The following is a 25,957-nucleotide window of genomic DNA, read 5'->3' as shown; positions in this document are numbered from 1 at the left end:
CGCTCATCCTTGCAGGCGGGCCGTCGGTCAGGTCAGCTCGCCCAGCACCGCCTCGCGCAGGGTGTCGAGCCCCACGCCACCGAGGTCGAGCGTGCGACGGTGGAAGTCCTTGAGGGAGAAGGAGTCTCCCTCGAGCTGCGCGACCTGGTCGCGCAGCTGCATCCAGAGCCGCTCGCCGATCTTGTAGGACGGAGCCTGCCCCGGCCAGCCGAGGTAGCGGTCGAGCTCGAACCGCAGCCACGCCTCGCCCTGGTTGGCGTGGTCGTTGAGGTACTGCCACGCCTTGTCGTAGGTCCACTCGCCGCCACCGACCTCCGCCGGCGCCTCGAACCCGCAGTGCACGCCGATGTCGATGACGACGCGGGCGGCCCGCAGGGACTGGCTGTCGAGCAACCCCATCTTGTTGCCGGGGTCGTCCATGAAGCCGAGCTCCTCCATGAGCCGCTCGGCATACAGGGCCCAGCCCTCGCCGTGACCGGAGGTCCAGGCCGACATCCGGCGCCACTTGTTGAGCCGCTCGGAGCGGAACACGGTCTGCGCGACCTGGAGGTGATGGCCCGGGACGCCCTCGTGGTAGACGGTGGTGAGCTCCTTCCAGGTGCCGAACTCGGTCACGCCCTTCGGCACCGACCACCACATCCGACCCGGCCGGGAGAAGTCCTCGGACGGGCCCGTGTAGTAGATGCCGCCGGTGTGGGTCGGGGCGATCAGGCACTCGATGGTGCGCACCGGGTCGGGGATGTCGAAGTGGGTGCCGGCCAGCTCGGCGATGGCCTCGTCGGCGCGCTTCTGCATCCACGCCCGCAGCTCGTCGGTGCCGTGCAGCTGGTAGGCCGGGTCGGCGTCGAGGGCGGCGATCGCCTCCTTGACCGTGCTCCCGGGCTTGATCTGCTCCGCGACCTGCTCCATCTCGGCCGTGATCCGCGCGACCTCCTGCTGGCCCCAGGCGTAGGTCTCGGCGAGGTCGACTTTGGCGCCGAGGAAGTAACGGGACAGCAGGGCGTAGCGCTCCTCGCCGCAGGCGTCCTCGAGGGGCGCATCGTCGAGCAGGTGGTCCTTGAGCCAGGTGCCGAGCTCGGCGTAGGCCGCCGACGCGCTCTCGGCGGCGCTGGTCAGGGACTCCTTCGTGGAGTCGGCGAGCTCGCCGGGGCCGGCGCCCCGGCTCAGGCGGGCGTCGGCCACGAGCGTGGCGAAGTAGCCGTCGTCGGCGACCAGGTCGGCACACTGCTGGATGCACGCCTCGACCTGCCGGCGCGGGGAGATGTTGCCCTTCGCCGAGGCGCTGAGCAGGCTCACCCGCCAGCCGGCGAGGGCGTCCGGGACAGCTTCGAGGCGGCGGCTGATGACGCCCCAGTCCTCGTCGGTGGCGGTGGGCATGAGGTCGAAGCAGCCCCGGATCGACTGCAGCGGCGAGGCGAGGACGTTGAGCGCCATCTCGTCGAGCCCCCCGCGGTGGATCTCCTCGGCCAGCCCGAGGCGCTCGCGCAGCGCGGCGAGGGTGACGCGGTCGACGTCGTCGACGGGGGTGGCCCGGTCGAGCTCGGCAAGGATCTCGGCCCGCAGCGCGGCGTGCGCCTCGTGGCCAGCCGGGGAGTAGTCGTCGAGCTCCTCGTCGTGACCGGCGATGCCGAGGAAGGTCGCGGTGATGGGGCTGAGCTGCACCTCCCGCGCCAGGTAGTCGTCGGCGATGCGGTCGATGTCTGTCGCGGGGCGCGCCGCGGAGGTCGTCTCAGTGCTCACGCGAGCGAACGTACCCCAGCGTCCTGACGGCGGCCCGCCAACATCCCGTCGCGGGGATCGGTCCCCGACGCCGGGCTGCGGCGCGGTTCTGCGAGAGATATCCCGTTGCCGGCGTCCCTAGGCTGGTCCCATGGCTGCCCACCTCCTGTCCCTCAACGTCGGCCGCTCCGAGCCCAGCACCGCCAAGAACGTCGGGGTGACCGGCATCGCCAAGCGTCCGGTGGACTCGGCCGTGCTGCGTGCCCCGGGGCCCAAGCACGGGGGCCTCGGCAGCGGGGTCGAGGGCGACTTCCTGGGCGACACCCGCCACCACGGGGGCGACTACCAAGCCGTCTACGCGTTCGCGCGGGAGGAGCTCGACTGGTGGGGTGACCAGCTGGGTCGCGAGCTCCCCCACGGCATGTTCGGCGAGAACCTCACGACCAGCGGGCTCGACGTCGACGGGGCGCTGGTGGGTGAGCGCTGGGCGGTCGGCGACGAGGTGGTGCTCGAGGTCTGTGGCCCGCGCATCCCGTGTGCCACGTTCGCGGCCCGGATGGGGGAGCGGGCCTGGGTCAAGCGGTTCAGCGACGTGGGGCGCACCGGCGCCTACCTCTCCGTCGTGACCGGTGGCACGGTGCGACCGGGTGACGCCATCGAGGTGGTGTCCCGGCCCACCCACGACATCACCGTGCCCGACACCTTCCGCGCGTTCATGGGTGACCTCGACACGGCGGAGCGGGTGCTGGCGGCCGACTGCCTGGTCGAGGTCGAGGCGGCCGAGCTGCGCGAGACCATCGCGCGGCGCCGCAGCTCCGGTGCCGAGCTCGCCTGAGCGGCGCTACCTCATGCAAAAGGCGAGTTAGCGCCGCCCGGTCCGCATTGCTGTGGATAAGGGGCGGGCAGCGGCTCGGTGCGAGGGCACAGTGACGAGGATGCACACGCCACTCGACACCTCCCAACCGTTCACCCACGCGGAGGCGCGCGCCGCGGCGATCAGCGACCGCGCCCTGCGCGGACCGGCATACCGAAGGATCTTTCCCAACGTCTACGTGGCCTCGACGATCCCGGACACGCTCGTGGTCACCTGCCGCGCCGCGCTGCGGATCTTGCCTTCGGATGCCGTGTTCAGCCACCACACCGCTGCCAGGCTGTGGGGAGGTGCCGTCCCCGACGATCCCAACGTCCACGTCGCCTTCACGCGCGCTGTCTCGTGCACGCTGCCGGGGATCAAGGTGCATCGCTTCATCCACGAGTTCGCGAAGGATGCGCGGAGGCACGGTTTGCCTGTCACCACTCCCGAGCAGACGGTGCTTCACCTCGCCCGTCCCCTCGACCTCGTGGAGCTCACCGCGTGCGCAGACCAGCTGCTCCGTCGGCGGGTTACCACCCAGCCAGATCTCGTCACCGCGGCGAGTCGCTACCCCGGTCAAGGTCGCCGACTCGCACGGCATGCGGGAATGCTGTGCCGGGAGAGGGTGGACTCGAGCCCCGAGACCCGAGTGCGGCTACTCCTCGTGCTCGCGGGTTTGCCGGAGCCCGTGGTGAACCATGCCCTGCTTCGACCGGACGGCACGGTGGAGTACCAGCTCGACCTCTCATTCCCTGATCAGAAGCTGGCCATCGAGTACGACGGGCGATGGCACGACCGTCCGGAGCAGCGGATTCTCGACGAAGCCCGGCGGGCAGACCTCGTCAGTCGAGGATGGACGGTGGTGGTCCTCCGCGCCGAGGACCTTTTCGAGACACCCGACCAAACCCTGACGATGGTCTACGAGGAGTTGACGTCGCACGGCGTAGCAGTGCCGGCTGTCCTCGACGACACGTGGCGGCGTCACTTCCCCCAGCGCGGACTCGTGGCTTGAGTGGATCGGTCGCGAAGCCGGGGGCGGGGCGGCGCTAACTCGCCTTTTGCATGGGTCAGCGACGGGTGTCGGGTCAGGACGTGCAGCTGAGGCGGCGCTAACTCGCCTTTTGCATGGGTCAGCGACGGGTGTCGGGTCGGGACGTGCAGTTGAGGCGGCGCTAACTCGCCTTTTGCATGGGTGAGCGACGGGTGTCGGGTCGGGACGTGCAGTTGAGGCGGCGCTAACTCGCCTTTTGCATCGGTTAGCGCCAGGCCGAGGCGCGCCAGGCGCCTGGCCCGGGGGCCAGGGGGTGCCTGTGCGCCTGCGCGCGCGACGCCCACCGCGAGGTATGCCGCGGGGCCGGCTCGGGTGCCTCCACGGACACCCCGGACACCGCGGACAGCACGGCCATGACGGCGGCGACCTCTTCGGGCGTCGCCTCGCCGCGGACCAGCCGCAGCGGCGGTCGGTCGCGGTCCCCGTCGGTGGGGTCGGTCGGGTCGGCCATCAGAGGGCCGGGCCCCGTGAGCCGGGAGCCTGCACTGTGCCGGTCTTTGGGGTGGTCATAGGGGAATGTTCCCGTGCTTCTTGGGCGGCAGCGTCTCGCGCTTGGTGCGCAGCGCTCGGAGCGCCTTGGTGACGTTCATCCGGGTGTTGCTCGGCGTGATGACGGTGTCGATGTAGCCGCGCTCGGCCGCGATGTAGGGGTTGGCGAGGGTGTCCTCGTACTCGGCGATGAACCGGGCGCGGGTCTCGTCGACGTTCTCCCCGGCCTCGGCCGCCGCGGCGAGCTGCTTGCGGTAGAGGATGTTGACCGCACCCTGCGCGCCCATCACGGCGATCTGCGCGGTGGGCCAGGCGAGGTTGATGTCGGCACCAAGGTGCTTGGACCCCATCACGTCGTACGCCCCGCCGTACGCCTTGCGGGTGATCACGGTGACCAGCGGCACGGTCGCCTCGGCATAGGCGTAGATGAGCTTGGCGCCACGGCGGATGATGCCGTCCCACTCCTGGTCGGTGCCGGGCAGGAAGCCGGGCACGTCGACGAAGGTGAGCACGGGGACGTTGAACGCGTCGCAGGTGCGGACGAACCGGGCGGCCTTCTCGGAGGCGTCGATGTCGAGGGTGCCGGCGAACTGCATCGGCTGGTTGGCGACGACCCCGACCGAGCGGCCCTCGATGCGGCCGTAGCCGACGAGGATGTTGGGCGCGAACAGCGGCTGCACTTCCAGGAAGTCAGCCTCGCCGTCGGCTGTGGTGTCAACGACGTGCTCGATGACGACCTTCATGTCGTAGGGCTGGTTCGCGCTGTCGGGGATCAGCGTGTCGAGCTCGCGGTCCTCGTCGGTCACCTCGAGCGACGGCAGCTCACCGTCGTCGGCGAACGACGGCGGCTCCTCGAGGTTGTTCGACGGCAGGTACGAGAGCAGCTCCTTGACGTACTCGATCGCATCCTCCTCGTCGGTGCCCATGTAGTGCGCGACACCGGACTTGGTGTTGTGCGCCCGGGCGCCGCCGAGGTCCTCGAACGAGACGTCCTCACCGGTCACGGTCTTGATGACCTCGGGGCCGGTGATGAACATGTGCGAGGTCTGGTCGACCATGACGGTGAAGTCGGTGACCGCGGGGGAGTAGACCGCCCCGCCGGCACACGGCCCCATGATCAGCGAGATCTGCGGGATGACCCCCGACGCGTGCACGTTGCGGCGGAAGATCTCGCCGTAGAGCCCGAGCGAGACCACGCCCTCCTGGATGCGGGCGCCACCGGAGTCGTTGAGACCCACGACCGGGCAGCCGACCTTCATCGCGAAGTCCATGACCTTGCAGATCTTCTCGCCGAACACCTCGCCCAGGGACCCGCCGAAGACGGTGAAGTCCTGCGCGAAGACCGCCACGGTGCGACCGTCGACCGTGCCGTAGCCAGTGACCACGCCGTCGCCGTAGGGACGGTTCTGCTCCTGCCCGAAGGCGGTGCTGCGGTGGCGGGCGTACTTGTCCATCTCGATGAACGACCCCTCGTCGAGCAGCAGCTCGAGGCGCTCGCGGGCGGTCTTCTTGCCCCGCCCATGCTGCTTCTCGATGGCGCGCTCGGACCCGGCGTGCGCGACCTCGGCGACCCGACGCTTGAGGTCGGCCAGCTTGCCCGCGGTGGAGTGGATGTCGATGCCCGACTCGGGGTCGGGGACGTCGGTGCCACCCACGGAGAGCGGATCAGCGACGGAATCGGTGGTCTGCGCCATGTCGGCGAGCCTAGCCTTGCCTGCATGCGCGAATCGCTCGACCGTGAGGCATTGCACGAGGCGTTGGTCACGCCGGGTCAGCCGTGGACGGGAGTCGACGTCCACCCGGAGCTCGGCTCCACCAACCTCGAGGCCGCCCGCCTCGCCGAACCGTGGCGGGTGGTCGTGACCGACCACCAGGTGGCCGGGCGGGGGCGGCTCGGCCGGGCCTGGGACACCCCCGCCCGCACCTCGGTCACGCTCTCGGTGCTGGTGCCCGCGCCGGAGCAGGGCCGGGGCTGGGTGCCCCTCGCGACCGGGCTGGCGGTGCGCGACGCCCTGGCGGAGGTCGCGGGCGTCGACGGCGGGCTCAAGTGGCCCAACGACGTGCTGCTGGCCGCCGACGGGGAGCGCAAGGTCTGCGGGATCCTGTGCGAGCTGCAGCCGGCGGGGATCGTGGTGGGGCTCGGGATCAACGTCGACCAGGACCGCGCGGAGCTGCCCGTCGACACGGCCACCTCACTGCGGCTGGCCGGCGCCACCGACGTGAGCCGCGAGAGCCTGGTGGTGTCGGTGCTCACCCACCTCGCCCGCTGGCACGGCGCCCTCAGCGGCGGAGCGCAGGAGCGCGCCGGCGTCCACACGGCATACCGGAAGGCCTGTCTGACGATCGGCCGCGAGGTGGAGCTGCACGTGGCCGACGGCGAGGTGCGCAGGGTGCGCGCCGTCGGCGTGGACGACGAGGGACGGCTCGTGGTCGCCAGCGCCGGCACGGAGTATGCCGTGGCCGCCGGTGACGTGGTCCACGTGCGTTCCGGCGCTGCCGACACGCCCTAGGGTGACGGCATGACCGAGGTTGGCCGGCACCGTGTGGTGCGCCCGGAGGACTTCGCGGCGCTGCGCCCGGACGACCTCGAGGCCCGCCTGCTCGGCAAGCCGGCCACCATGGCTCGGCGCGACGTCTCCCGCGGCGCCGAGGTCTCGCTGCTGTCGGCCCGGAAGTTCTGGCACGCCCTGGGTTTCCCGAACGTCGAGGACGACGACGCGATGTTCACCGAGGCCGACCAGATGGCCCTGATGGCCGTCGCCCGCCTCGTGCGCGAGCAGGAGCTCGACGAGACGACGGCGCTCGCGATGACCCGGGCGTTCGCCCGCACCACCGACCGGCTCGCCGTCTGGCAGACGCAGCTGATGGCCGAGGCGCTGGCGGCGCCCGGTCTGGAGGCCGCCCTCGACGAGGCCGACGCGCGGGCCGTGCCCGACCTCGCCGCCGCGGAGGCCGCTGCCCGCAAGCTGACCGACATGGCAGACGAGCTCGAGCCGCTCCTCATCTACGCCTGGCGGCGCCACCTCACCGCCGCGATCTCGCGCATGCTCGCGGATGCCGACCCGGAGCAGTCCGACCAAGGGGTGCGACGGGTGGTCGGGTTCGCCGACCTCGTCAACTTCACCTCGCTCGTGCGCCGGATGACGGAGCGACAGCTCGCCGTGATGGTGCAACGGTTCGAGGCGCTCGCGACCGACATCGTCACCGCCCACGGCGGCCGGGTGATCAAGACCGTGGGCGACGAGATCCTCTTCGTCACGATCGGCGCCGCTCCCGCCGCTGCGGTGGCCCTCGACCTCGTCGAGACGATGGCCGAGGACGACCTGCTCCCCGATGTGCGGGTCGGCATGGCCGTCGGTCCGGTGCTGTCGCGGCTCGGTGACGTGTTCGGCACGACGGTCAACCGGGCCTCGCGGCTCACCAGCGTCGCGCCGGCGGGAGGGGTGCTCGTCGACGACGCGCTCGCGACGTCACTGGCCGCGTTGTCCGGTTTCGAGACGACCGCGCTGCGCCGCCGCACGCTGCGTGGCATCGGGCAGGTCACCCCGAGCGAGCTCCGCCGCTCCGCCGGTGGTCGCAAAGCCATCCCCGACAGAAGGGCCTCCTCATGAGCTCAGACCTCGTCCGCATCGAGCGCCACGGGGAGGGCGGGCACGTCGCCGAGCTGGTGCTCGACCGGCCCGAGGCCATGAACGCCGTCTCCACGGACCTGGCGCGGGCGCTGGCCGCCGCCGCGACCGAGCTCGCGCAGGACGCTGAGGTCCGGGCCGTGGTGGTCTCGTCAAGCCACCCGAAGGCGTTCTGCGTCGGGGCCGACCTCAAGGAGCGGAACTCCTTCACCGACGACGACCTGCGCGCCCAGCGCCCCCTGGCGCAGGCGGCATACCGCGGCGTCCTGGACCTCCCGGTGCCCGCGATTGCCGCCGTCGACGGCTTCGCCCTGGGCGGCGGCTTCGAGATCGCGCTGTCGTGCGACCTCGTGATCTGTGGCGAGGACGCCCTGGTCGGGCTCCCCGAGGTGAGCGTGGGCGTCATCCCTGGTGGCGGCGGCACCCAGCTGCTGACCCGGCGGGTGGGCTGGTCGCGGGCAGCCCAGATGATCTTCACCGCCCGGCGCTACACCGCGGAGGACGCCTGTCGGCTCGGTGCGGTCGACGAGGTGGTGCCGGCCGGGTCCGCCCGGGACCGGGCCCTCGAGCTGGCGGCCACGATCGCCGGTCATTCCCCGGTCGGCGTGCGCAACGCGAAGGCCGCGATGCGGCAGGGTTTCGACACCGATCTGGCCTCGGGACTGCGCATCGAGGACGAGCACTGGGCCGCCACCGCCTTCTCCGCGGACCGCGCGGAGGGCGTCGCCGCGTTCAACGAAAAACGCCGACCGGTGTGGCCCGGTCGCTAGTCGGGCTCCAAAGTACATAGCATCACCCCCATGACCCGTGTGCTCCTCGCTGAGGACGACCCTGCCATCTCCGAGCCGCTGGCCCGCGCACTGCGGCGTGAGGGGTACGACGTCGACGTGCGCGCCGACGGGCGGGCGGCTCTCGAGGCGTCTGCGGAGAACCCCGACCTGGTCGTCCTCGACCTCGGTCTCCCCTACGTCGACGGGCTCGAGGTGTGTCGCCGGATCCGCGCCGAGGGCCGCACCGTGCCCGTGCTGATCCTGACCGCCCGCGCCGACGAGGTGGACACCGTCGTCGGCCTCGACGCCGGCGCCGACGACTACGTCACCAAGCCGTTCCGGCTGGCCGAGCTGCTGGCGCGGGTGCGGGCGCTGCTGCGCCGCAACCCCACCGACGCCCCTTCCGCCCACGAGCTCGTGCGCATCGACCCCGAGGGGCGTCGCGCCTGGTTCAAGGAGGAGGAGCTGCAGCTCACCGCCAAGGAGTTCGACCTCCTGCGGGTGCTGGTGCGCGAGCAGGGCAAGGTCGTCTCGCGCGAGCAGCTGATGCGGGAGATCTGGGAGACCGCGTGGTTCGGGTCGACCAAGACGCTCGACATGCACATCTCCGTCCTGCGCCGGAAGCTCGGCGACGACGCCGCGCAGCCGCGCTACATCGCCACCGTCCGGGGGGTCGGGTTCCGGTTCGAGCGCGGCGACGAGATCTGACCGCTGACCATGCGGCAACAGCTGATCCGCTCCACCGTGCTCGCGGTGGGTCTGGCCATCGTGATCACGATGGCCCCAGTGGTGTTCGCGATCTGGAACTCCAGCGTCAAGGGCCGGGGTGTGGTCGCCGACTGGATCGACGAGGGCACGCCGACCGCCACGACCCTCCGGTTGTTCCTCATCGTGGTCGGGCTGGCCGTGCTGGCTCTCGCCGCGGGGGTCTTCGTGGCGACCCGGCAGGCGCGGCGGATGGCTCTCCCCATGACCCAGCTCGCCGACCGGGCCGAGCGCCTCGGCGCGGGTGAGTCCCGGATCCAGCCCCTGCACTCCGGCATCGCCGAGCTCGACCAGGTGTCGGAGGTGCTGGCGCGCAGCGCCCAGCGGTTGACCAAGTCACTCGCCTCCGAGCGCGACTTCGCCGCCGACGCGTCCCACCAGCTCCGCACCCCACTGACCGCCCTGCTGATGCGGTTGGAGGAGATCGCCGCCACCGACGAGCTCGAGGTCGCGCAGGAGGAGGCCAGCATCGCCATGGACCAGGTCGAGCGGCTGACCAAGGTGGTCGACGACCTGATGTCCCGCACCCGCCGGGGTGGCGACGAGTCCAAGGCGACCGTGTCGCTCGACTCCGTCATCGCCGCCCTCCAGCGCGAGTGGCAGCCGGCCTTCGAGCAGGCCCGACGCAGCGTGCGCGTGCACGGTGAGCGGGGGCTGGTCGTCCAGGCCAAGCCGGTCGACCTCTCCCAGGTCCTCTCGACCCTCCTCGAGAACGCGCTCGCCCACGGCCGTGGCACGGTCGACGTCCACGCCCGACGCAGCGGCCCCTCCGTGGTCGTCGAGGTCAGCGACCAGGGCGAAGGCGTGCCCGCCTCCATCGCCCCCCACATCTTCGAGCGGTCGGTGACCACGACCGGCACCGGACTCGGACTGGCCCTGGCCCGCGACCTGGCCGAGTCCAACGGTGGGCGGCTCGAGCTGATCCAGGCCCAGCCGGCGATCTTCGCGCTCTTCCTCAGCGAGTCCGACGGCTGACTCTGCGGCTCGTCGCACCTTTATCGGGTGACCCGATAAAGGTGTGCTTGACCCGGAAACGGTTCCCGGGTGAAGGCCACCCTTGTCGGGTGAGGCCGGCCCGACCGGGGGTCAGCGCTGGGTCTCGGCGAGGGGCGAGGTGTCGGTCAGGGGCTCGTGGCTGAAGACGAACCTGCGGTAGGCCCAGAAGCGGAACAACGTGCCGAGGCCGATGCCGACGAGCTTGGCGACGTTCTCGGCCACGAGGCTCTCCTGGCCGAGGAAGTGGTGCGAGAACCCGACGCAGCCGGCCTGGATGAGCAGGGCCACGCCGTTGGTGAGGGCGAACAGAAGGGCCTCGTGGTGCACGGGACGGTTGCGCCGGTGCCGGAAGGTCCACGCCCGGTTGCCGACCCACGCCACGCAGGTGGCCACGGCCGCGGAGATGATCGTCGCGATGACCGCGCGCGACAGGGGACCGTTGCCGTACCCCGACAGCACGGTGGCCCTCAGGATGTTGAACAGGCCGAGGTCGATCACGAAGGCGACCGCGCCGACGATGCCGAACTTGATCATCTCGCGGTAGAGGACGTCGACGGTGCCACGCAGGCGGGCGACGAGGGAGGGGCTGTCGGACACCCGAGGAGCCTATCTGCGGCTGCCGTGGGACGCGGGCGAACCGGTGCGTAGCTCTCTGGGAGAGCCGGAGCCGGAGTCGGAGTCGGAGCCGGAGCCGGAGCCGGCGGCGAGGCGGTGCGGCGGACGCGCGGGTCCGGTCCGAGGACGTGGCCGATATCCTCGCCGCGTGACGTCACCGCAGCGCGCCCCCGGAGGCTTCCCGGTCGTCGGCATCGTCGGGGGAGGACAGCTCGCCCGGATGTGTGCCGCCCCGGCCGCCGAGCTCGCGATCACGCTGAGCGTCCTGGCCGAGGCGCCGGACGCCGCCGCCGCCCAGGTCATCCCCTCAGCGCCGGTGGGGGACCACACCGACGTCGCGACCGTGCTGGCCTTCGCCCGGGAGTGTGACGTCGTCACCTTCGACCACGAGCACGTGCCCGCGAAGGTGCTGGAAGCCCTTGTGGCGGAAGGCATCCCGGTGCACCCGACGCCCGAGGCGCTGCGGTTCGCGCAGGACAAGCTGGCGATGCGCGAGCGGCTCACCGAGATCGGCGTGGCCTGCCCGGCATGGGCGAGGGCTCGCACCGCCGACGACGTCGAGGCCTTCGCGGCGCGGGTCGGTTGGCCGATCGTGGCCAAGACGCCTCGTGGCGGCTACGACGGCAAGGGGGTCCGCGTCATCCACGCGACCGACGAGGTGCGCGACTGGCTCGAGGCCGTGGGCAGCGAGGGCGCGCTGGTCGACGGGGTCCTGCTCGAGGAGAAGGTCGAGTTCGTCCGCGAGCTCGCCGTCCTGATCGCCCGCAGCCCCTCCAACCAGGCGGCGGCCTGGCCGGTGGTCGAGACCGTCCAGACCGACAGCATCTGCACCGAGGTCCTGGCGCCCGCGCCCGACCTCGACCCCACCCTGGCCGCGGTCGCCACCGAGGCCGGGCTGCGGATCGCCGAGCAGCTCGGCGTCACGGGCGTGTTCGCCGTCGAGATGTTCGAGGTGCGCGACCCGGGGACCGGCGCCGCGGCATACGTCGTCAACGAGCTGGCCATGCGCCCGCACAACAGTGGGCACTGGTCGATGGACGGCGCGGTCACCGGCCAGTTCGAGCAGCACCTGCGTGCGGTGCTCGACCTGCCGCTGGGAGCCCCCACGCCTCGCGAGCCGCACACCGTCATGGCCAACGTCCTCGGCGGCGACTACCCCGAGCTCTACCCCGCCTACCGGCACATCATGGCGCGCGACCCCGGTCTCAAGGTGCACCTCTACGGCAAGGGCGTCCGCCCCGGCCGCAAGATCGGCCACGTCAACGTCTCCGGCACCGACCTCGCGCAGCTGCGTGAGCGCGCCGGTCACGCAGCCGACTACCTCGCAGGAGTGATCACCGAATGAGCGACCAGCAACCCCTCGTCGGGCTCGTGATGGGCAGCGACAGCGACTGGCCCGTCATGGAGCTGGCCGCGCAGGCCCTGGACGAGTTCGGCATCCCCTACGAGGCCGATGTCGTCTCCGCCCACCGGATGCCGGAGGAGATGATCGCCTACGGGCAGAACGCTTCTGGCCGCGGACTGCGGGTGCTCGTCGCCGGGGCCGGCGGTGCCGCGCACCTGCCCGGGATGCTCGCGTCGGTGACGCCGCTGCCGGTCATCGGGGTGCCGGTGCCCCTCGCGTACCTCGACGGCATGGACTCGCTGCTCTCGATCGTCCAGATGCCCGCCGGGGTGCCGGTCGCCACCGTCTCGATCGGCGGGGCCAGGAACGCCGGCCTGCTCGCCGCCCGCATCCTCGCCGCGGGCGAAGGTCAGTATGCCGCGGGGCTGCGTGAGCGGATGACCGCCTTCCAGGCGGACCTGAGGGACCAGGCCCACGCCAAGGGCGCAGCGCTGCGCGAGCGACGCGGCGACCGGGCCAAACCCCCAGCGGGCTAACTCCCAGCGGGTCAACTCCTAGCGGGCCTAACCCCTAGCGGGCCTAACCCCTAGCGGGCCATCCCCGCCGAGCGGACGCCGCGCCACTCGATGCGCGGGCAGGTGTCCATGACGACGTCGAGCCCGACCGCACGGGCCCGGTCGCCCGCTGCCTCGTCGACCACGCCCAGCTGCATCCAGATGGCGTCGATCTGGAGCCGGTCCTTGTTGGCGATGGCTTCGTCGACCACCGCGCCGACGTGCTCGGAGTTGACGAAGCAGTCGACGACCTTGATGTCGGTGCCGTCGGGGATGTCCGACAGCGTTGCGTAGCCCTGCTCCCCGTGCACCGTCTCCGCCTTGGGGTGCACCGGGATCAGTCCCTTGCCGAGCTCGACCTTGAGCCAGCGGGAGACGCCGAACGCCTCCCGATCCTGGTTGTTCGAGAGGCCGACGACGACCCAGATGCCCGGGTCGATGAGGAGCTCGCGAATGAGGTCGGGATCGTTCTGGTGACGAAAGCTCATGGCCTCAGCATCACACGCATCGGCTGCCTTGGGCAGAGGCAGTAACGTCGGCGACATGAAGTTCGGACTCTTCGTGCCACAGGGTTGGCGCATGGACCTCGTCGGGATCGACCCCAGCCAGCACTGGGGGGTGATGGCTGGCCTCGCGCGCCGCGCCGACGCCAACGAGGACTGGTCCTCGATCTGGGTGTTCGACCACTTCCACACCGTGCCGATCCCCAGCGAGGAGGCGACGCACGAGGCGTGGACGCTGATGGCAGCGTTCGCCGCGGTGACGGGACGCGTGCGGCTGGGCCAGATGTGCACCTGCATGGCCTACCGCAACCCGGCCTACCTGGCCAAGGTCGCGGCGACGGTCGACATCATCTCCGAGGGTCGGGTCGAGATGGGCATCGGCGCCGGCTGGTACGAGCACGAGTGGCGGGCCTACGGCTACGGCTTCCCCCGGGCGGGTGAGCGCCTGAGCGCGCTCGACGAGGGAGTGCAGATCTTCCGGCAGATGTGGACCACCGGCTCGGCAACCCTGGAGGGCAAGCACTTCCAGGTCGATGGCGCCCGCTGCTACCCGCAGCCCCTTCAGGGCACGGCCGTCCCCGGGTCCAAGCACAACGGCATACCGATGTGGATCGCCGGCGGCGGCGAGAAGAAGACCCTGCGCATCGCCGCGAAGTATGCCGACTACACCAACTTCGACCCGACGCCGGCGGTGTTCGCGGCCAAGAGCGAGATCCTCAAGGGCCACTGCGACGACGTGGGTCGCGACTTCGGCGAGATCGTGCGCAGCAGCAACCTCAACGTCTTCATCGGCAGCACCGAGCGGGAGGTCGAGGACCGCTTCGCCACGCTGCGCGACCGGCTGCTGTCGGTGGGCTCACCCGAGGCGCGGGTCGACCACCTGTTCGCCGACTACCGCAAGCAGGCCACGGTGGGCACCCCCGAGCAGGTCGTCGAGAAGCTCAAGGCCCTCGAAGGGCTCGGCATGACCTACGCGATCCTCAACTTCCCCGAAGGGGCCTACGACACGACCGGCATGGCGCTGTTCGAGCGCGACGTGATGCCTGAGCTCCTCGACCGCGAGGAGCACGGCCACCTCTGGCACCTCCCGCGCCGCCGCTGACCAGCGGGGGAGCAACGGGCCCGGGAGACGCAGCGAGCGCGAGGACGGGCGGTGTGCAGCGTGGTGACCACGCTGCACACCCCCGTCGGTGTCTCGGTTCTCGCTGTCCGGGTTGTCGGTGTCCGGGTTGTCGGTGTGCCCGGGTTGTCGGTGTGCCCGGGTTCAGGACGTGAACGAGTACGGACCCCAGCCGGTGCCGGCCAGGTAGACCTCGGTGCCGTCGAACCGGCCGTCACCCACGACGAGGTAGGCGAGCAGCTTGCCGTCGCCGGTCTTGGCGTAGACGAACGGGTTCGTGCCCAGGAGCTCCGGACCGGCGATCCCCTTGAAGGTGTTCCAGCCACTGCCCACCAGGCGCCGGGCGCTGAAGCCGCCGGTGCCGTTGCCCGGGTAGAGCCAGAGCTTGGACGTCGAGGCCTCGCGGGCGACGAGGTCCGCATCGTTGTCGAGGTCGAAGTCCCCGACGCCGACGATGCTGCTCATGCCCTGCCAGCCGGTCCCGAGCCGGGTCCGGGTCGCGAAGGTGCCGAGCCCGGTGCCCGGGTAGAGCCAGAGCTCACCGGTGTACGACCGCGCGATGAGGTCGGCCCGGCCGTCGCCGTTAAAGTCGCCCGGGGCGAGGGGGAGGTAGCCGCCCCAGCCCGCGCCGACCTGGACGCGACCAGCGACCTTGCCGGCGCCCTTGCCGTCGTAGCGCCAGAGCTTGCCGCTCGTGTCCCGCGCCAGGATGTCGGCCCGGTTGTCGCCGTTGAGGTCGCCGGCGGCGAGGAACGCGTTGTAGATGTTCCAGCCGCTGCCGATCTTGACCCGCGTGCCGGCGATCTTGTCGGGGGTGCTCGGGTAGGCCCAGAGGTTGCCGCTGGCGTCACGGGCCAGGATGTCCGGGCCCGCGTTGCCGACGAAGTCGGACGTGCCCTTGGACTTCGGCTGGCGCACGTCGTAGCCGAAGAACCCGTCGGGGCCGTCCGCCCGGCGCGCGCCGATGGCGGTCGGCTCCGGGGTGCCCGTCCCGTTCGTCGACGACATCACGGTGAACTCGTTGTCGGTCGGGTCGTTGAGGACCTTGAGGTCGACGTCGAGGTAGAACAGCGTGCCGTCGGGCGAGACCCGCGGGCGCTCGAAGTTGTGGGTGGTGCTGGTCTGCAGCGGGGTGATCGCGCCGGTGGTGGAGAGCACCTTCAGCGCGAAGGTGGTGCCGTCGCCGGTCGCGAAGTAGGTCTTGCCGTTCGGCGCGACCTCCGGGAACCCGGCGTTGGAGGTCCCCGCCACGGGGGCCTTCGTCCCGCCGGCTGCGGCGAGGGTGAACAGGCCCTCGCCCGCGGCACCGCCCGCCGCGATGAGGGTGGTGGCGGACCGCCAGTCGGCCTGGACGAGTCCGGTCGACCCGCTCACCGCGGTGTCGACCCCGCTGGCCACGTCGATCATCCGCAGCTGCGAGCCGGTGACGTCGCCGGTGACTGCGTCGACGGTGTAGCGCGTGTAGACCACGCGCCGGCCGTCAGGTGACCAGGCGGGCTCGGCGGCAAGGGTCCCCGCGGGCTGGCTGTTGCTGCGGTAGTCGCCCTCGATCCCCCTGGGGCTGACCTCGCTGAGCTCGAGGGTCCAGCTGGTCCCGTTGGTGCTCTCCGCGGCGGCCAGCAGCCGGCCGTCCGGGGAGTACGCGGGGTCCATCCCGATCATCGTGCTGGGCATGGCGTAGGAGTAGGTGTCCTGCATCAGGAGGGCGCCCGTGGCGTCGCCGGCGCCCACGGTGCCGAAGACGGCATCCGGCACGCCCCAGCCGTCGTTGGTCGCCATGGTCACCCACGCGCCGAGGTCACAGCTGAGGTTGTCGGCCTCGAGCCGGTAGGTCGACAGCCCGCGCGGGTTGACGGTCCGGTCGACGAACGAGCTCTGGCCGGCTCCCACGGAGGCGAGCTGCTTCCAGGCGCCCCCGTCGCGCTGGCGCAGGATGGTGTAGCTGGACAGGCCGAGGTCCTTCCAGTGGATCCAGACCCGGTCGTTGGTCGGGGTCCAGTCGAGCTGGAGGTCGTCGCAGGTGGCCGCGGCGGCGACGTCGTCGGGCGCCGCCAGGGTCCGGGTGGCCGGCAGCTGGGGGTCGGGCGCCTGGTCGACGGCGGCGGCCTTGCGGGCCGCCGAGGAGGCGACCAGCCGGCTGGTGTCGCCGGACGCCGTGGCGCGGCGGGCGGAGACCGCGTGGACCATCGCGTTGACGGCGCGGACCTTGAAGGCAGCGCCGTCCCGCGTGGCCGACGAGCTGGCGGCCTGGGTGGCCGGGACTGCGCTGACGGCGAGGGCCGTGGTCAGGGCAACGGTGAGTCCCGCGCGGACGCGGGCAGGGCTGGTCATGTGGTGGGTCCCCCCGAGGAAGTGGGCTGACCGGGCCCGGAGCGTGGGTCGGGAGTTTCCTATCAGTTCGCGGGGACGGTGGCGGAGCGACCGACCGAACCGGGTCCGATCTGTCGGCGATCCGCAGGTGTCGGCAAGCCCACACGCGCGGCCCCTCACAGACGGCATACCAGCGGGTAACCTGAGGGACTGTGAGCACTGGTAACCCCGCCTTCGACCTGTTCAAGATCTCCGAGGACCACGAGGCCCTCCGTGGGGCGGTGCGTGCCGTCGCCGAGGACAAGATCGCCCCGTATGCCGCGGCCGTGGACGAGGAGGCGCGCTACCCCCAGGAGGCGCACGACGCCCTGGTCGCCTCGGACTTCTTCGCCCCGCACATCCCCGAGGAGTACGGCGGTGTTGGTGCTGACGCGCTCGCCACGTGCATCGTCATCGAGGAGGTCGCCCGGGTCGACGCCTCCGCCTCGCTGATCCCGGCGGTCAACAAGCTCGGCACCATGCCGCTGATCCTCGCGGCGAACGACGACGTGAAGAAGCGCTACCTCACCCCGCTGGCGGAGGGGCGGACGACGTTCTCCTACGGCCTGTCCGAGCGCGAGGCCGGGTCCGACACCGCAGCCATGAAGACGCGCGCCACGCGCGACGGCGACGACTGGGTCGTCAACGGCCAGAAGTCGTGGATCACCAACGCCGGCATCTCGGAGTACTACACCGTCCTCGCGGTCACCGACCCCGACGGCAAGCGCGGCAGCAACGTCACCGCCTTCGTCCTCGAGAAGTCCGACGAGGGCTTCACCTTCGGGGAGAAGGAGCGCAAGCTCGGCATCAAGGGCTCGCCGACCCGCGAGCTGCACTTCGACCACGTGCGCATCCCCGGCGACCGGGTCGTCGGGGAGGTCGGCGACGGCCTCAAGATCGCGCTGCGCACCCTCGACCACACCCGCGTCACCATCGGGGCGCAGGCCGTCGGGATCGCCCAGGGGGCGCTCGACTTCGCCGTGTCGTACGTCAAGGAGCGCAAGCAGTTCGGCAAGGCAGTGGCCGAGTTCCAGGGCATCCAGTTCATGCTCGCCGACATGGCCATGGCCGTCGAGACCGCGCGGCAGATGGTCTACGTCGCCGCGGCCAAGTCCGAGCGGGGCGACAAGGACCTGCCGTTCTTCGGCGCCGCCGCCAAGTGCTACGCCTCCGACGTCGCGATGCAGGTGACCACCGACGCCGTGCAGCTGCTCGGTGGCGCGGGCTATGTCCGCGACTTCCCGGTCGAGCGGATGATGCGCGACGCGAAGATCACCCAGATCTACGAAGGCACCAACCAGATCCAGCGCATGGTGATGGGCCGTCACCTCCTGGCCTCCACGGCGCGCAAGTAGCCAGGCCGTCAGACTCGGTGGTGGGAGGCGAGGTATGCCGCGTGGACGGCATACCTCGCTGGAGAAAGGTGCGCTTCACCCGAGAACGGTTCCAGGGTGAAGCGCACCTTTGTCCCTAGACCCGATAATGGTGAGGTCAGTTGCCGGAGGGCTTGCCGTCGGTGCCCTCCGGGGGCGCCTCGAGCGGGGTGTCGTTGCGCAGCAACGTGAAGAGCGCCTTCGCGCGGGCGGTGTCCCACTTCACCGAGCTGCCGGCGCTGGTCTGGTAGTTGAGGCTGGACAGCGGCACGACCAGGCTCAGGCCCTTGTCGTTGGAGACCGCCCGCATCGCGAGCAGGACCCGGCTGGCGTCGCGCATCGAGGTGTCCTCGCCGACGATGAGCCCCTGGGCCGACGCGTGGGAGAACGACCAGTAGCGCGTCGGGATCAGCACTGTCGAGGGGGTCAGGGCCTTCTTCATGATCGCGGCGAGGAACTGGCGCTGGCGCTCCGCCCGACCGATGTCGCCCCGCGGGTCGGAGTAGCGGGCGCGGACGTAGCCGAGGGCGTTCTTGCCGTCGAGGAGCTGGCAGCCCTTCTTGAGGTTGATGCCGGCCTTCTTGTCGTTCATGGCGAATGGGACGCAGATGTTCACGCCGCCGACGCTGTTGACGACGGAGGCGAAGCCGGCGAACCCGATCTCGACGTAGCCGTCGACGTGCAGGTCGGTCACCTGCTCGACGGTCTGGACGAGGAGGTTGGGGCCGCCGAAGGCGAACGCGGCGTTGATCTTGTTGCTGCCGTGGCCCGGGATCGGGACGTAGGAGTCGCGCGGCAGCGAGATGAGGGCGGGCTTGCCACCGTTCGCGGGGACGTGGACCAGGATGATCGAGTCGGTGCGCCGACCGGCCGCGTTGCCGGTGGCGTACTCCTTGCGCTGGGCCTTGGTCAGCCCCTCGCGGCTGTCCGACCCGACGAGCAGGTAGTTGTAGCCCTTGGAGTCAGCCGGGCGGGTGCCGCCGGGGGTGGTGTCGACCTTGGTCACGGAGTTCCAGGCGTGCAGCGGCGTGAAGATCATGAACGCCACCCACGCGACGATGAGCAGCAGCACGATGCGACCCGCGGGGAACCGGCGCCGCCGCCGGGGCCCGTCGTCGTACCCGTGGTCATAACCGTCGTCGTAGCCACCGGAGTCGACCGGCGGCGGGGTGGCCCGGCGCGGCCGGTCGGACGCGGCCGGACGGGTGGCGCCGACCGGCATGGCCCGGGTCGACGACTCGTCACCCGAGCGAGGCCGACGGCGGCCTCGGACGTCGACGGTGTAGACACCCTCGGCGCCCTCTCCCGAGCCGTCGCCAGGTCCCGACGCGTCGTCGCCGGACCCCTTCTGGGGGATGGCTCGGGCGTCGTCGGGGCCGCTGCGGCGTCCAGTCATGTCGTCCAGTGTCCAGTGCGCTCCTGTGGACTGGCAAAACGCCGCACGGACTCGGCGGCTGGCCCCTGAGCCGCCCAAAGCCCGCAGAACGGGACGAACCCGACCGCGGCAGACAGAATGCGGCGACACTCGGGAAATCACACGCGTCACAGGAATCACACTGGTGCTGCCTGATACTGGTCCACCATGAGGGCCTCCCATGCCGCGCACGCGGGCGCTGACACCGGGGTCTACCTGTCCCGCCGGTCGGGCGGTGGGCTCGGTGACGCCGACTCGCTGACCCCGCGGATGCGCCGTCGGCGCGCCTTCACGCTGGTCCTCCTGACGCTCCTGGTCCCGGGCAGCGCCCAGCTCGTGGCCGGTCGCCGCGGTCTCGGCAGGTTCGCCCTGCGGGTCTGGGCCTCGCTGGCGGCACTGGCCGTCGTGCTCGCCGTCGTGTTCATGCTCAGCCAGTCGCTGGCCATCGGCGTGCTCGGGCGGGGGTGGGTGCTCACCGTGCTCCAGTGGCTGCTGGCCGGCTTCGCCCTCCTCTGGGCCATCCTCTTCGTCGACGCGTGGCGACTGGGTCGCCCCGCGACCCTCCTGCTCACGACCCGGCGCTGGCTCACCGGCGTGACCGCCGCGCTGCTCGTCGTGACCTCCGGTGGCCTCGTGTATGCCGCGAGCTCGGTGGGCGCCGGACGGGACGCCATGAGCGCGCTGTTCCAGGGCCACGAGGCGGTGGGCGCCGTCAACGGCCGCTACAACATCCTGATGCTCGGGGCGGACTCCGGACGGGACCGGGTCGGCACGCGCCCCGACAGCATCCAGCTCGTCAGCATCGACGCCGACACCGGCAGCGCGGTGACCTTCGGCTTCTCGCGCGACACCGAGAACATCAACTTCCGGCCGGGCTCCACGATGGCGCGGCTGATGCCCGAGGGCTGGAACTGCGGCGACGAGTGTCTTCTCAACGGCCTCTACACCTGGGCCCAGAACAACGCCGCCAAGTTCCCGCCCGGCACGGCCAACCCCGGGGTGCTCGCCACCCGCGAGGCGGTCGAGGCGCTCAGCGGCATGGACATCCAGTACTACGTGATGATCGACCTGCGCGGCTTCAAGAAGATGGTGGACGCGGTCGGCGGGCTGGACATCAACGTCAAGTACCGCACCCCGATCGGCGGCGGAACGTCGCCCATCGTCGGGTGGATCGAGCCGGGGGAGCAGCACCTCGACGGCTTCCACGCGCTCTGGTACGCCCGGTCCCGTCAGGGGTCCACCAACTACGAGCGGATGGCCCGGCAGCGCTGTGTCATGACCGCGATGGCCGACCAGCTCGACCCGCAGACCGTGCTGGTCCGGTTCCAGAAGATCGCGGGCGCCAGCTCCGGGCTCATCCAGACCGACCTGCCCCAGTCCGAGCTCGGCCGGTTCGCGGACCTCGCCATGAAGACGCGGCAGCACCCCATCCGTGGCGTCAACTTCGTGCCCCCGCTCATGAAGCCCTGGGACTACGACCCCACCCTGATCACCTCGACGGTCCAGAAGACCATCAAGGCTTCCGAGCGGGCCGCGGCAGCCAAGGGGAAGGGCTCCAGCACCAAGGCCACGACCGGCAAGACCGCGGGCAGCAAGCCCAAGGTCAGCACGAAGAAGCCCGCCGCTCAGCCCGGCACCGCGGTGCAGGACCCGAACAAGGCAGCAGGCAACGCGGCGGAGAACGACCTCTCCTCCGTATGCTCAGCAGCCTCATGACGACCCAGCACCACGACGAAACCCCCCAGCCAGCCGAGACCGCGTCCACCGCCGCGGCCCCCACCACGGCGCCGGCAGTGGGCGTCATCATGCCGATCCTCAACGAGGAGCGGCACCTTCGCGAAGCCGTCGACGCCGTGCTCGGCCAGGACTACGCGGGCGACCTCCACCTCGTGCTCGCGCTCGGGCCCAGCTCCGACGCCACCGACCAGATCGCCGCGCAGCTCTGCGCCGAGCACCCTGCCGTCCGCAGCGTCGCCAACCCGTCGGGGCGGACCCCGGAGGCGCTCAACGCTGCCATCGCCGCACTGGGGGACACCGAGGTGGTCGTCCGAGTCGACGGGCACGGGGTGCTGGACCGCGACTACGTGCGCACGGCGGTCGAGCTGCTCGACGAGACCGGTGCGGCCAACGTCGGCGGCCTGATGGACGCAGAAGGCGTCACCTCCTTCGAGCGCGCGGTCGCAGCCGCCATGACCTCCCGGTTGGGCGTCGGGGCCTCGCGCTTCCACACCGGCGGCGAGGCCGGACCCGCCGACACCGTCTACCTCGGGGTCTTCCGACGGCAGTGGCTCACCCGGCTCGGGGGCTACGACCCGCGGTTCGTCCGGGCGCAGGACTGGGAGCTCAACCACCGGATCCGCGAGGCCGGTGGGCTCGTCTGGTTCTCGCCCCGGCTGCGCGTGGCCTACCGCCCCCGACCGACCCTGGCCGCGCTGGCGCGGCAGTACCGCGACTACGGGCGCTGGCGTCGCGTCGTGGCCCGCACCCACGCGGGCACCATCAACGCGCGCTACCTCGCCCCGCCGGTCGCACTGGTGGGCGTGGTCGCAGGGCTGGTCGGCGGCTTCCTGTGGTGGCCCCTCTGGCTGGTGCCCGCGGCATACCTCGTGCTCACCACTGCGGGTGGACTCAGCGTCCGCGACCCGCGGCTGGAGCCGCGCGACCGGGTCTGGCTACCCGTGATCTTGCCCACGATGCACCTGGCGTGGGGCTGGGGGTTCCTCACCAGCCGCGTGCGGATCGAGCAGGCCTGACGCGTCCGCCGCGTCGCCTGAGGCCGCCCTGAACGGCCAGCCGCCGATGGGGGCCGGGGGTCCCTCCTGCGTTTAGCATGGCCTGAACCCGACTGACCCCACCGACTGACCCCCACGGAAAGGGACTCACCCCTCCATGCCTTCGCTGAGCGTCGTCGTGCCCATCTACAACGTGAGCGACTACCTCGTGGCCTGCCTGGACTCCCTCGTGGCCCAGACGCTGGAGGACCTCGAGGTCATCCTCGTGGACGACGGCTCGACGGACGGCTCGGGTGAGCTGGCCGACGCCTTCGCCAAGGACCGCGCGCACTGGCAGGTCCTGCACGTCGAGAACGGCGGCCTCGGACGGGCCCGCAACATCGGCATGGACCACTCGAGCTCGGACTTCGTCGCGTTCGTCGACTCCGACGACCTCATCCCGCGCGACGCCTACGAGCTGATGCTCCACGCCGTCTCCGAGAGCGGCTCCGACATCGTCTGCGGTGGCGTGCTGCGCTTCGACGGCGCCAAGACCTTCAACTCCCCGCTGCACCGCAGGGCGATCATGCGCAACCAGATGCGCACCCACATCCGCGAGACGCCCTCGCTCATCTTCGACACCACGGCCTGGAACAAGGTCTACCGACGCGCGTTCCTCACCGAGCACGACCTGCGCTTCCCCGAGGGCGTCTACTACGAGGACATCCCGCTGACCCTCCCGGCGCACTTCCTGGCCCGGTCGGTCGACGTCCTGGTCGACCCGGTCTACCTGTGGCGCGAGCGCCAGACCGCCGTGCAGTCGATCACCCAGCGCCGGGCCGAGACCAAGAACCTCGTCGACCGCCTCGCCGCGGTGGCTGCCGTGGACGACTTCCTCGTCGCGCGAGATGACAAGCAGGGCAAGGCGATCCACGACGCGAAGGTGCTGTCGATCGACATCCCGCTGTTCATCGATGTCCTCCACGAGGGCACTGACGAGTTCCGCGAGCGGGTCGTCGAGCTCGTCGGCAGCTACCTCGAGCGCATCCCGGCCGCTGCCGTCGCGAAGCTCCCGCCGATCCGGCGCCTGCAGTACCACCTGATCTCGAAGGGCATGCTGCCCGAGCTGCTCGAGGTGCAGGACTACTACCGAGTGCCCGCGAACCGCGGCAACTTCGTCCGGTCGGGCGTGCGCCTCTATGCCGACCTCCCCTTCCGGACCGACGCCAGCAAGGGGATCCCGGCGTCGGTCTACGAGACGACCCGGTCCCAGCCGCTGCGGACCGGTGTCCGCGACGTGCAGTGGGACGGCGACTCCCTCGTCGTCGAGGGCCACGCCTTCATCCACCGGGTCCCTGAGGCCACCTCGGTGTCCTCGGTGCGCCGGTTCCAGCTGCGCCGCGTGGGTGCTCCGGCCACCGAGCGCACGTCCGTCCGCGCGCGCCGGGTGCGCCGTCCGGACCTGACCGCCAACACCACGGGCACGGCGGTCTCCTACGACGCGGGCGGCTTCAGCGCCCGCATCCCGAGCAGCCGGCTCCACCTGCCCCCCGGCCAGCAGGAGGCCAGCTACGAGCTGCTGGTGCAGCTCGCCACCCCTTCCGCGCGCCGCGGCTCCAGCGTGGGCAACCCCGAGCTCGGGGCGGGCCGCCACCCCCGACGCCGACTCATCGCCCCGGACCAGCTCGCGGTGCCGGGCTACGACGGGCGCAAGCTCACCGTCACGGTCTACCGGACCGAGGCCCTCCTGGAGTCGGTGAGCGCCGAGGGCGAGAACCTCCGCTTCACGCTGCGCCGGACCGTCGGCGACTGGGACGACACCGCCCTCTACCTGCGCCGCACGGATGCCCTCCGGGGGCTCAGCGTCCCACTCGCGATCGACGGCCACACCGCCACGGCCGTGGTCAGCGCCGACCAGCTCGAGGTGCGGGCGGCGTCCTTCGCCGCGCGTGAGTGGGTCCTCGGCCTCGCCGACCCGGACCAGCCACTGGACGCGCCGCCACGCACCCTGCTGCACCTCGCGCCGGAGATGGAGGACGCCTTCGTCACGGTCCGCAACCGCTCGGTCGTCGTCCGCGAGGGTGCCGACGGCGGTGCCCGCCTGTGGGATGCGCGCCCCGGACCGGTCCTCACGTCGTTCCGCTGGACCGACGAGGGGCTCCACCTCGAGGGCGACGCGAGCGGTTCGCGGGTGGACGCGCTCTCCCTGACCACCGGCAGCGGCGCCAGCCACCAGATCCCGGTGACCGCCGACGGGACGCGCTGGCAGGCCACCATCCCGGCGCGCGGCGAGCCCGGTTCCGCGGTGCTGCGCTGGCTCGAGGACGGCCGCTGGTTCGTCAACCTCCTGACCGACGACGACGGCCAGCGCGAGCGCAGCGTGCGGACGGCCAGCACCGCCGAGGCGCTCCTCGGCAGCGTCGGGGCGGTCGACGGCCTGACCTACCAGCTGCGCTCGGACTCCGCCCACGAGCTGTCGCTGGTGGTCGACGCGTCGGGTGACTACAAGGACCGCGGGGCGTTGCACCGGATGCGCAACCGCAAGTACTACTACCGGCTCCAGCGCCGCCGACCCCTCGAGGACACCGTCTTCTTCGAGGCCTGGAAAGGCCGGCAGTACTCCGACAACCCGCGGGCCATCTTCGAGGAGCTGCAGCGCCAGGGCGACCCGCGCACCTGCGTGTGGGCCGTGCAGGACCACGCCGTGGAGGTGCCCGACGGCGTCACGCGCGTCATCACCGGCAGCCGGGAGTACTACCGCCGGCTCGGCACCGCCCGCTGGGTCGTGAGCAACGACTCGATGCCGGTGCACTACGTCAAGCGCGAGGGCAGCACCTATGCCCAGACCTGGCACGGCACGCCGCTCAAGCGGATCGGGTTCGACATCGAGTCGATCCAGATGTCCAACAAGAACTACCTCACCCAGTTCGCGCGCGACGTCGCGAAGTGGGACGCCCTGGTCTCACCCAACGAGTTCTCGACCGCGATCCTCAACAAGGCCTTCCAGTTCCCGGGCGAGGTCCTCGAGATCGGCTACCCCCGCAACGACATCTTCCACCGGCCCGAGCTCGCCCAGGAGCAGGCCGACGCCACCCGGCGGCGGCTCGACCTCCCCGAGGGCAAGCGCGTGATCCTCTACGCCCCGACCTGGCGCGACAACGACTACGACGCCAGCGGTCGCTACCAGTTCACGATGAAGCTCGACCTCGAGGCGCTCTACCGCGCCTACGGCCACGACAGCGTCCTGCTGATCCGCGGCCACCAGCTCGTGGCATCCGAGATCGACGCCGCCATGTTCGGGGGCTTCGTCCGCAACGTCTCGAGCTACCCCGACATCCGCGACCTCTACCTCGTGTCGGACGTCCTCATCACGGACTACTCCTCGGTGATGTTCGACTTCGTCAACACCGGTCGGCCCATCCTCTTCTTCACCTGGGACCTGGCCGACTACCGCGACAACCTGCGTGGCTTCTACTTCGACTTCGAGCAGGACGCGCCCGGACCGTTGCTCACCGAGTCCGTGGCCGTCATCGACGCCCTCGGGCGCCTCGACGAGGTGACGACCGAGTATGCCGCGCGGTACGAAGCGTTCCGCGAGCGCTTCACCGGGCTCGAGGACGGCGGTGCCTCCGCGAGGTTCATCGACCGGGTGCTCGGCTGAGTGGCGTGACCGGACTGGCACACACAGCCGATACCCTTGG

At 71.1% G+C, this 25,957-nt stretch carries 21 protein-coding genes; 14 read left to right on the top strand and 7 right to left on the bottom strand.

The window, feature by feature from the left end:
- Positions 1–27: 27 nt before the first annotated feature.
- Positions 28–1,740, bottom strand: a complete 1,713-nt coding sequence (locus tag AC1DWJ_RS15650; RefSeq protein ID WP_477621268.1) for a DUF885 domain-containing protein — start codon at positions 1,738–1,740, stop codon at positions 28–30.
- A gap of 130 nt (positions 1,741–1,870) precedes the next feature.
- Between AC1DWJ_RS15650 and AC1DWJ_RS15645 the strand changes: the two genes are divergently transcribed.
- The gene (locus AC1DWJ_RS15645; protein ID WP_457252550.1) at positions 1,871–2,554 is read left to right on the top strand and encodes an MOSC domain-containing protein; all 684 of its coding nucleotides are present in this window, start codon (positions 1,871–1,873) and stop codon (positions 2,552–2,554) included.
- 100 nt (positions 2,555–2,654) lie between these two features.
- The gene (locus tag AC1DWJ_RS15640; protein WP_457252549.1) at positions 2,655–3,584 is read left to right on the top strand and encodes a DUF559 domain-containing protein; all 930 of its coding nucleotides are present in this window, start codon (positions 2,655–2,657) and stop codon (positions 3,582–3,584) included.
- 244 nt (positions 3,585–3,828) lie between these two features.
- Here AC1DWJ_RS15640 and AC1DWJ_RS15635 read toward each other — a convergent pair whose 3' ends face one another.
- Positions 3,829–4,074 (bottom strand): acyl-CoA carboxylase subunit epsilon, encoded by a 246-nt coding sequence (locus AC1DWJ_RS15635; RefSeq protein WP_477621267.1) that lies wholly within the window; start codon positions 4,072–4,074, stop codon positions 3,829–3,831.
- A gap of 55 nt (positions 4,075–4,129) precedes the next feature.
- Positions 4,130–5,806, bottom strand: coding sequence for an acyl-CoA carboxylase subunit beta (locus tag AC1DWJ_RS15630; protein WP_477621266.1), 1,677 nt, complete (start codon positions 5,804–5,806; stop codon positions 4,130–4,132).
- A 24-nt stretch (positions 5,807–5,830) separates the two neighbouring features.
- Here AC1DWJ_RS15630 and AC1DWJ_RS15625 point away from each other — a divergent pair, with 24 nt between their 5' ends.
- From AC1DWJ_RS15625 to AC1DWJ_RS15605, 5 genes are read left to right on the top strand one after another with little or no spacing between them, the layout of a single operon-like run.
- Positions 5,831–6,622 carry a biotin--[acetyl-CoA-carboxylase] ligase gene (locus AC1DWJ_RS15625; RefSeq protein ID WP_477621265.1) on the top strand — a complete coding sequence of 264 codons (792 nt, stop codon included), beginning with the start codon at positions 5,831–5,833 and terminating at the stop codon, positions 6,620–6,622.
- Positions 6,623–6,631: 9 nt separating this feature from the next.
- Positions 6,632–7,723, top strand: coding sequence for an adenylate/guanylate cyclase domain-containing protein (locus AC1DWJ_RS15620; protein ID WP_457252545.1), 1,092 nt, complete (start codon positions 6,632–6,634; stop codon positions 7,721–7,723).
- Positions 7,720–8,511, top strand: a complete 792-nt coding sequence (locus AC1DWJ_RS15615) for an enoyl-CoA hydratase/isomerase family protein (RefSeq protein ID WP_477621264.1) — start codon at positions 7,720–7,722, stop codon at positions 8,509–8,511. Before AC1DWJ_RS15620 ends, AC1DWJ_RS15615 begins: the two co-directional genes overlap by 4 nt.
- Positions 8,512–8,541: 30 nt before the next feature.
- Positions 8,542–9,219 (top strand): response regulator transcription factor, encoded by a 678-nt coding sequence (locus AC1DWJ_RS15610; RefSeq protein ID WP_056922896.1) that lies wholly within the window; start codon positions 8,542–8,544, stop codon positions 9,217–9,219.
- A gap of 9 nt (positions 9,220–9,228) precedes the next feature.
- On the top strand, positions 9,229–10,251 hold the full coding sequence (locus AC1DWJ_RS15605; protein ID WP_457252543.1) for a sensor histidine kinase: 1,023 nt from the start codon (positions 9,229–9,231) through the stop codon (positions 10,249–10,251).
- A gap of 111 nt (positions 10,252–10,362) precedes the next feature.
- Here AC1DWJ_RS15605 and AC1DWJ_RS15600 read toward each other — a convergent pair whose 3' ends face one another.
- Complete coding sequence (locus AC1DWJ_RS15600; RefSeq protein WP_457252542.1) at positions 10,363–10,869, bottom strand: GtrA family protein; 507 nt, start codon at positions 10,867–10,869, stop codon at positions 10,363–10,365.
- Positions 10,870–11,035: 166 nt separating this feature from the next.
- Here AC1DWJ_RS15600 and AC1DWJ_RS15595 point away from each other — a divergent pair, with 166 nt between their 5' ends.
- Together AC1DWJ_RS15595 and purE are read left to right on the top strand one after the other, a co-directional pair.
- On the top strand, positions 11,036–12,232 hold the full coding sequence (locus AC1DWJ_RS15595; RefSeq protein WP_477621263.1) for a 5-(carboxyamino)imidazole ribonucleotide synthase: 1,197 nt from the start codon (positions 11,036–11,038) through the stop codon (positions 12,230–12,232).
- Complete coding sequence (purE, locus tag AC1DWJ_RS15590; RefSeq protein ID WP_457252540.1) at positions 12,229–12,768, top strand: 5-(carboxyamino)imidazole ribonucleotide mutase; 540 nt, start codon at positions 12,229–12,231, stop codon at positions 12,766–12,768. The genes AC1DWJ_RS15595 and purE overlap by 4 nt, the downstream gene beginning before the upstream one ends.
- Before the next feature lie 50 nt (positions 12,769–12,818).
- On the opposite strand, the gene AC1DWJ_RS15585 is transcribed toward purE, so the two are convergent.
- Positions 12,819–13,274, bottom strand: coding sequence for a CoA-binding protein (locus tag AC1DWJ_RS15585; RefSeq protein WP_457252539.1), 456 nt, complete (start codon positions 13,272–13,274; stop codon positions 12,819–12,821).
- 55 nt (positions 13,275–13,329) lie between these two features.
- Here AC1DWJ_RS15585 and AC1DWJ_RS15580 point away from each other — a divergent pair, with 55 nt between their 5' ends.
- Positions 13,330–14,391 carry an LLM class F420-dependent oxidoreductase gene (locus tag AC1DWJ_RS15580; RefSeq protein WP_457252538.1) on the top strand — a complete coding sequence of 354 codons (1,062 nt, stop codon included), beginning with the start codon at positions 13,330–13,332 and terminating at the stop codon, positions 14,389–14,391.
- Positions 14,392–14,553: 162 nt separating this feature from the next.
- On the opposite strand, the gene AC1DWJ_RS15575 is transcribed toward AC1DWJ_RS15580, so the two are convergent.
- Positions 14,554–16,740: an FG-GAP repeat domain-containing protein gene (locus tag AC1DWJ_RS15575; RefSeq protein WP_477621262.1), complete on the bottom strand. Its 2,187-nt coding sequence runs from the start codon at positions 16,738–16,740 to the stop codon at positions 14,554–14,556.
- A 191-nt stretch (positions 16,741–16,931) separates the two neighbouring features.
- Between AC1DWJ_RS15575 and AC1DWJ_RS15570 the strand changes: the two genes are divergently transcribed.
- Positions 16,932–18,113, top strand: a complete 1,182-nt coding sequence (locus AC1DWJ_RS15570) for an acyl-CoA dehydrogenase family protein (RefSeq protein ID WP_477621261.1) — start codon at positions 16,932–16,934, stop codon at positions 18,111–18,113.
- A gap of 136 nt (positions 18,114–18,249) precedes the next feature.
- On the opposite strand, the gene AC1DWJ_RS15565 is transcribed toward AC1DWJ_RS15570, so the two are convergent.
- The gene (locus AC1DWJ_RS15565) at positions 18,250–19,527 is read right to left on the bottom strand and encodes an LCP family protein (RefSeq protein WP_477621260.1); all 1,278 of its coding nucleotides are present in this window, start codon (positions 19,525–19,527) and stop codon (positions 18,250–18,252) included.
- 186 nt (positions 19,528–19,713) lie between these two features.
- Here AC1DWJ_RS15565 and AC1DWJ_RS15560 point away from each other — a divergent pair, with 186 nt between their 5' ends.
- The 3 genes from AC1DWJ_RS15560 (at position 19,714) to AC1DWJ_RS15550 (ending at position 25,917) form a co-directional block, all read left to right on the top strand.
- Positions 19,714–21,261, top strand: coding sequence for an LCP family protein (locus tag AC1DWJ_RS15560; protein ID WP_477621259.1), 1,548 nt, complete (start codon positions 19,714–19,716; stop codon positions 21,259–21,261).
- Positions 21,258–22,298, top strand: a complete 1,041-nt coding sequence (locus tag AC1DWJ_RS15555; RefSeq protein ID WP_477621258.1) for a glycosyltransferase family 2 protein — start codon at positions 21,258–21,260, stop codon at positions 22,296–22,298. The genes AC1DWJ_RS15560 and AC1DWJ_RS15555 overlap by 4 nt, the downstream gene beginning before the upstream one ends.
- A 136-nt stretch (positions 22,299–22,434) precedes the next feature.
- On the top strand, positions 22,435–25,917 hold the full coding sequence (locus tag AC1DWJ_RS15550) for a bifunctional glycosyltransferase/CDP-glycerol:glycerophosphate glycerophosphotransferase (RefSeq protein ID WP_477621257.1): 3,483 nt from the start codon (positions 22,435–22,437) through the stop codon (positions 25,915–25,917).
- The last annotated feature ends 40 nt before the right edge of the window (positions 25,918–25,957 follow it).

The organism is Pedococcus sp. P2_D7 (assembly GCF_056404295.1).
Note: the sequence above shows the minus strand (reverse complement) of the source record. Positions and strands in the feature narration are given on the sequence as shown.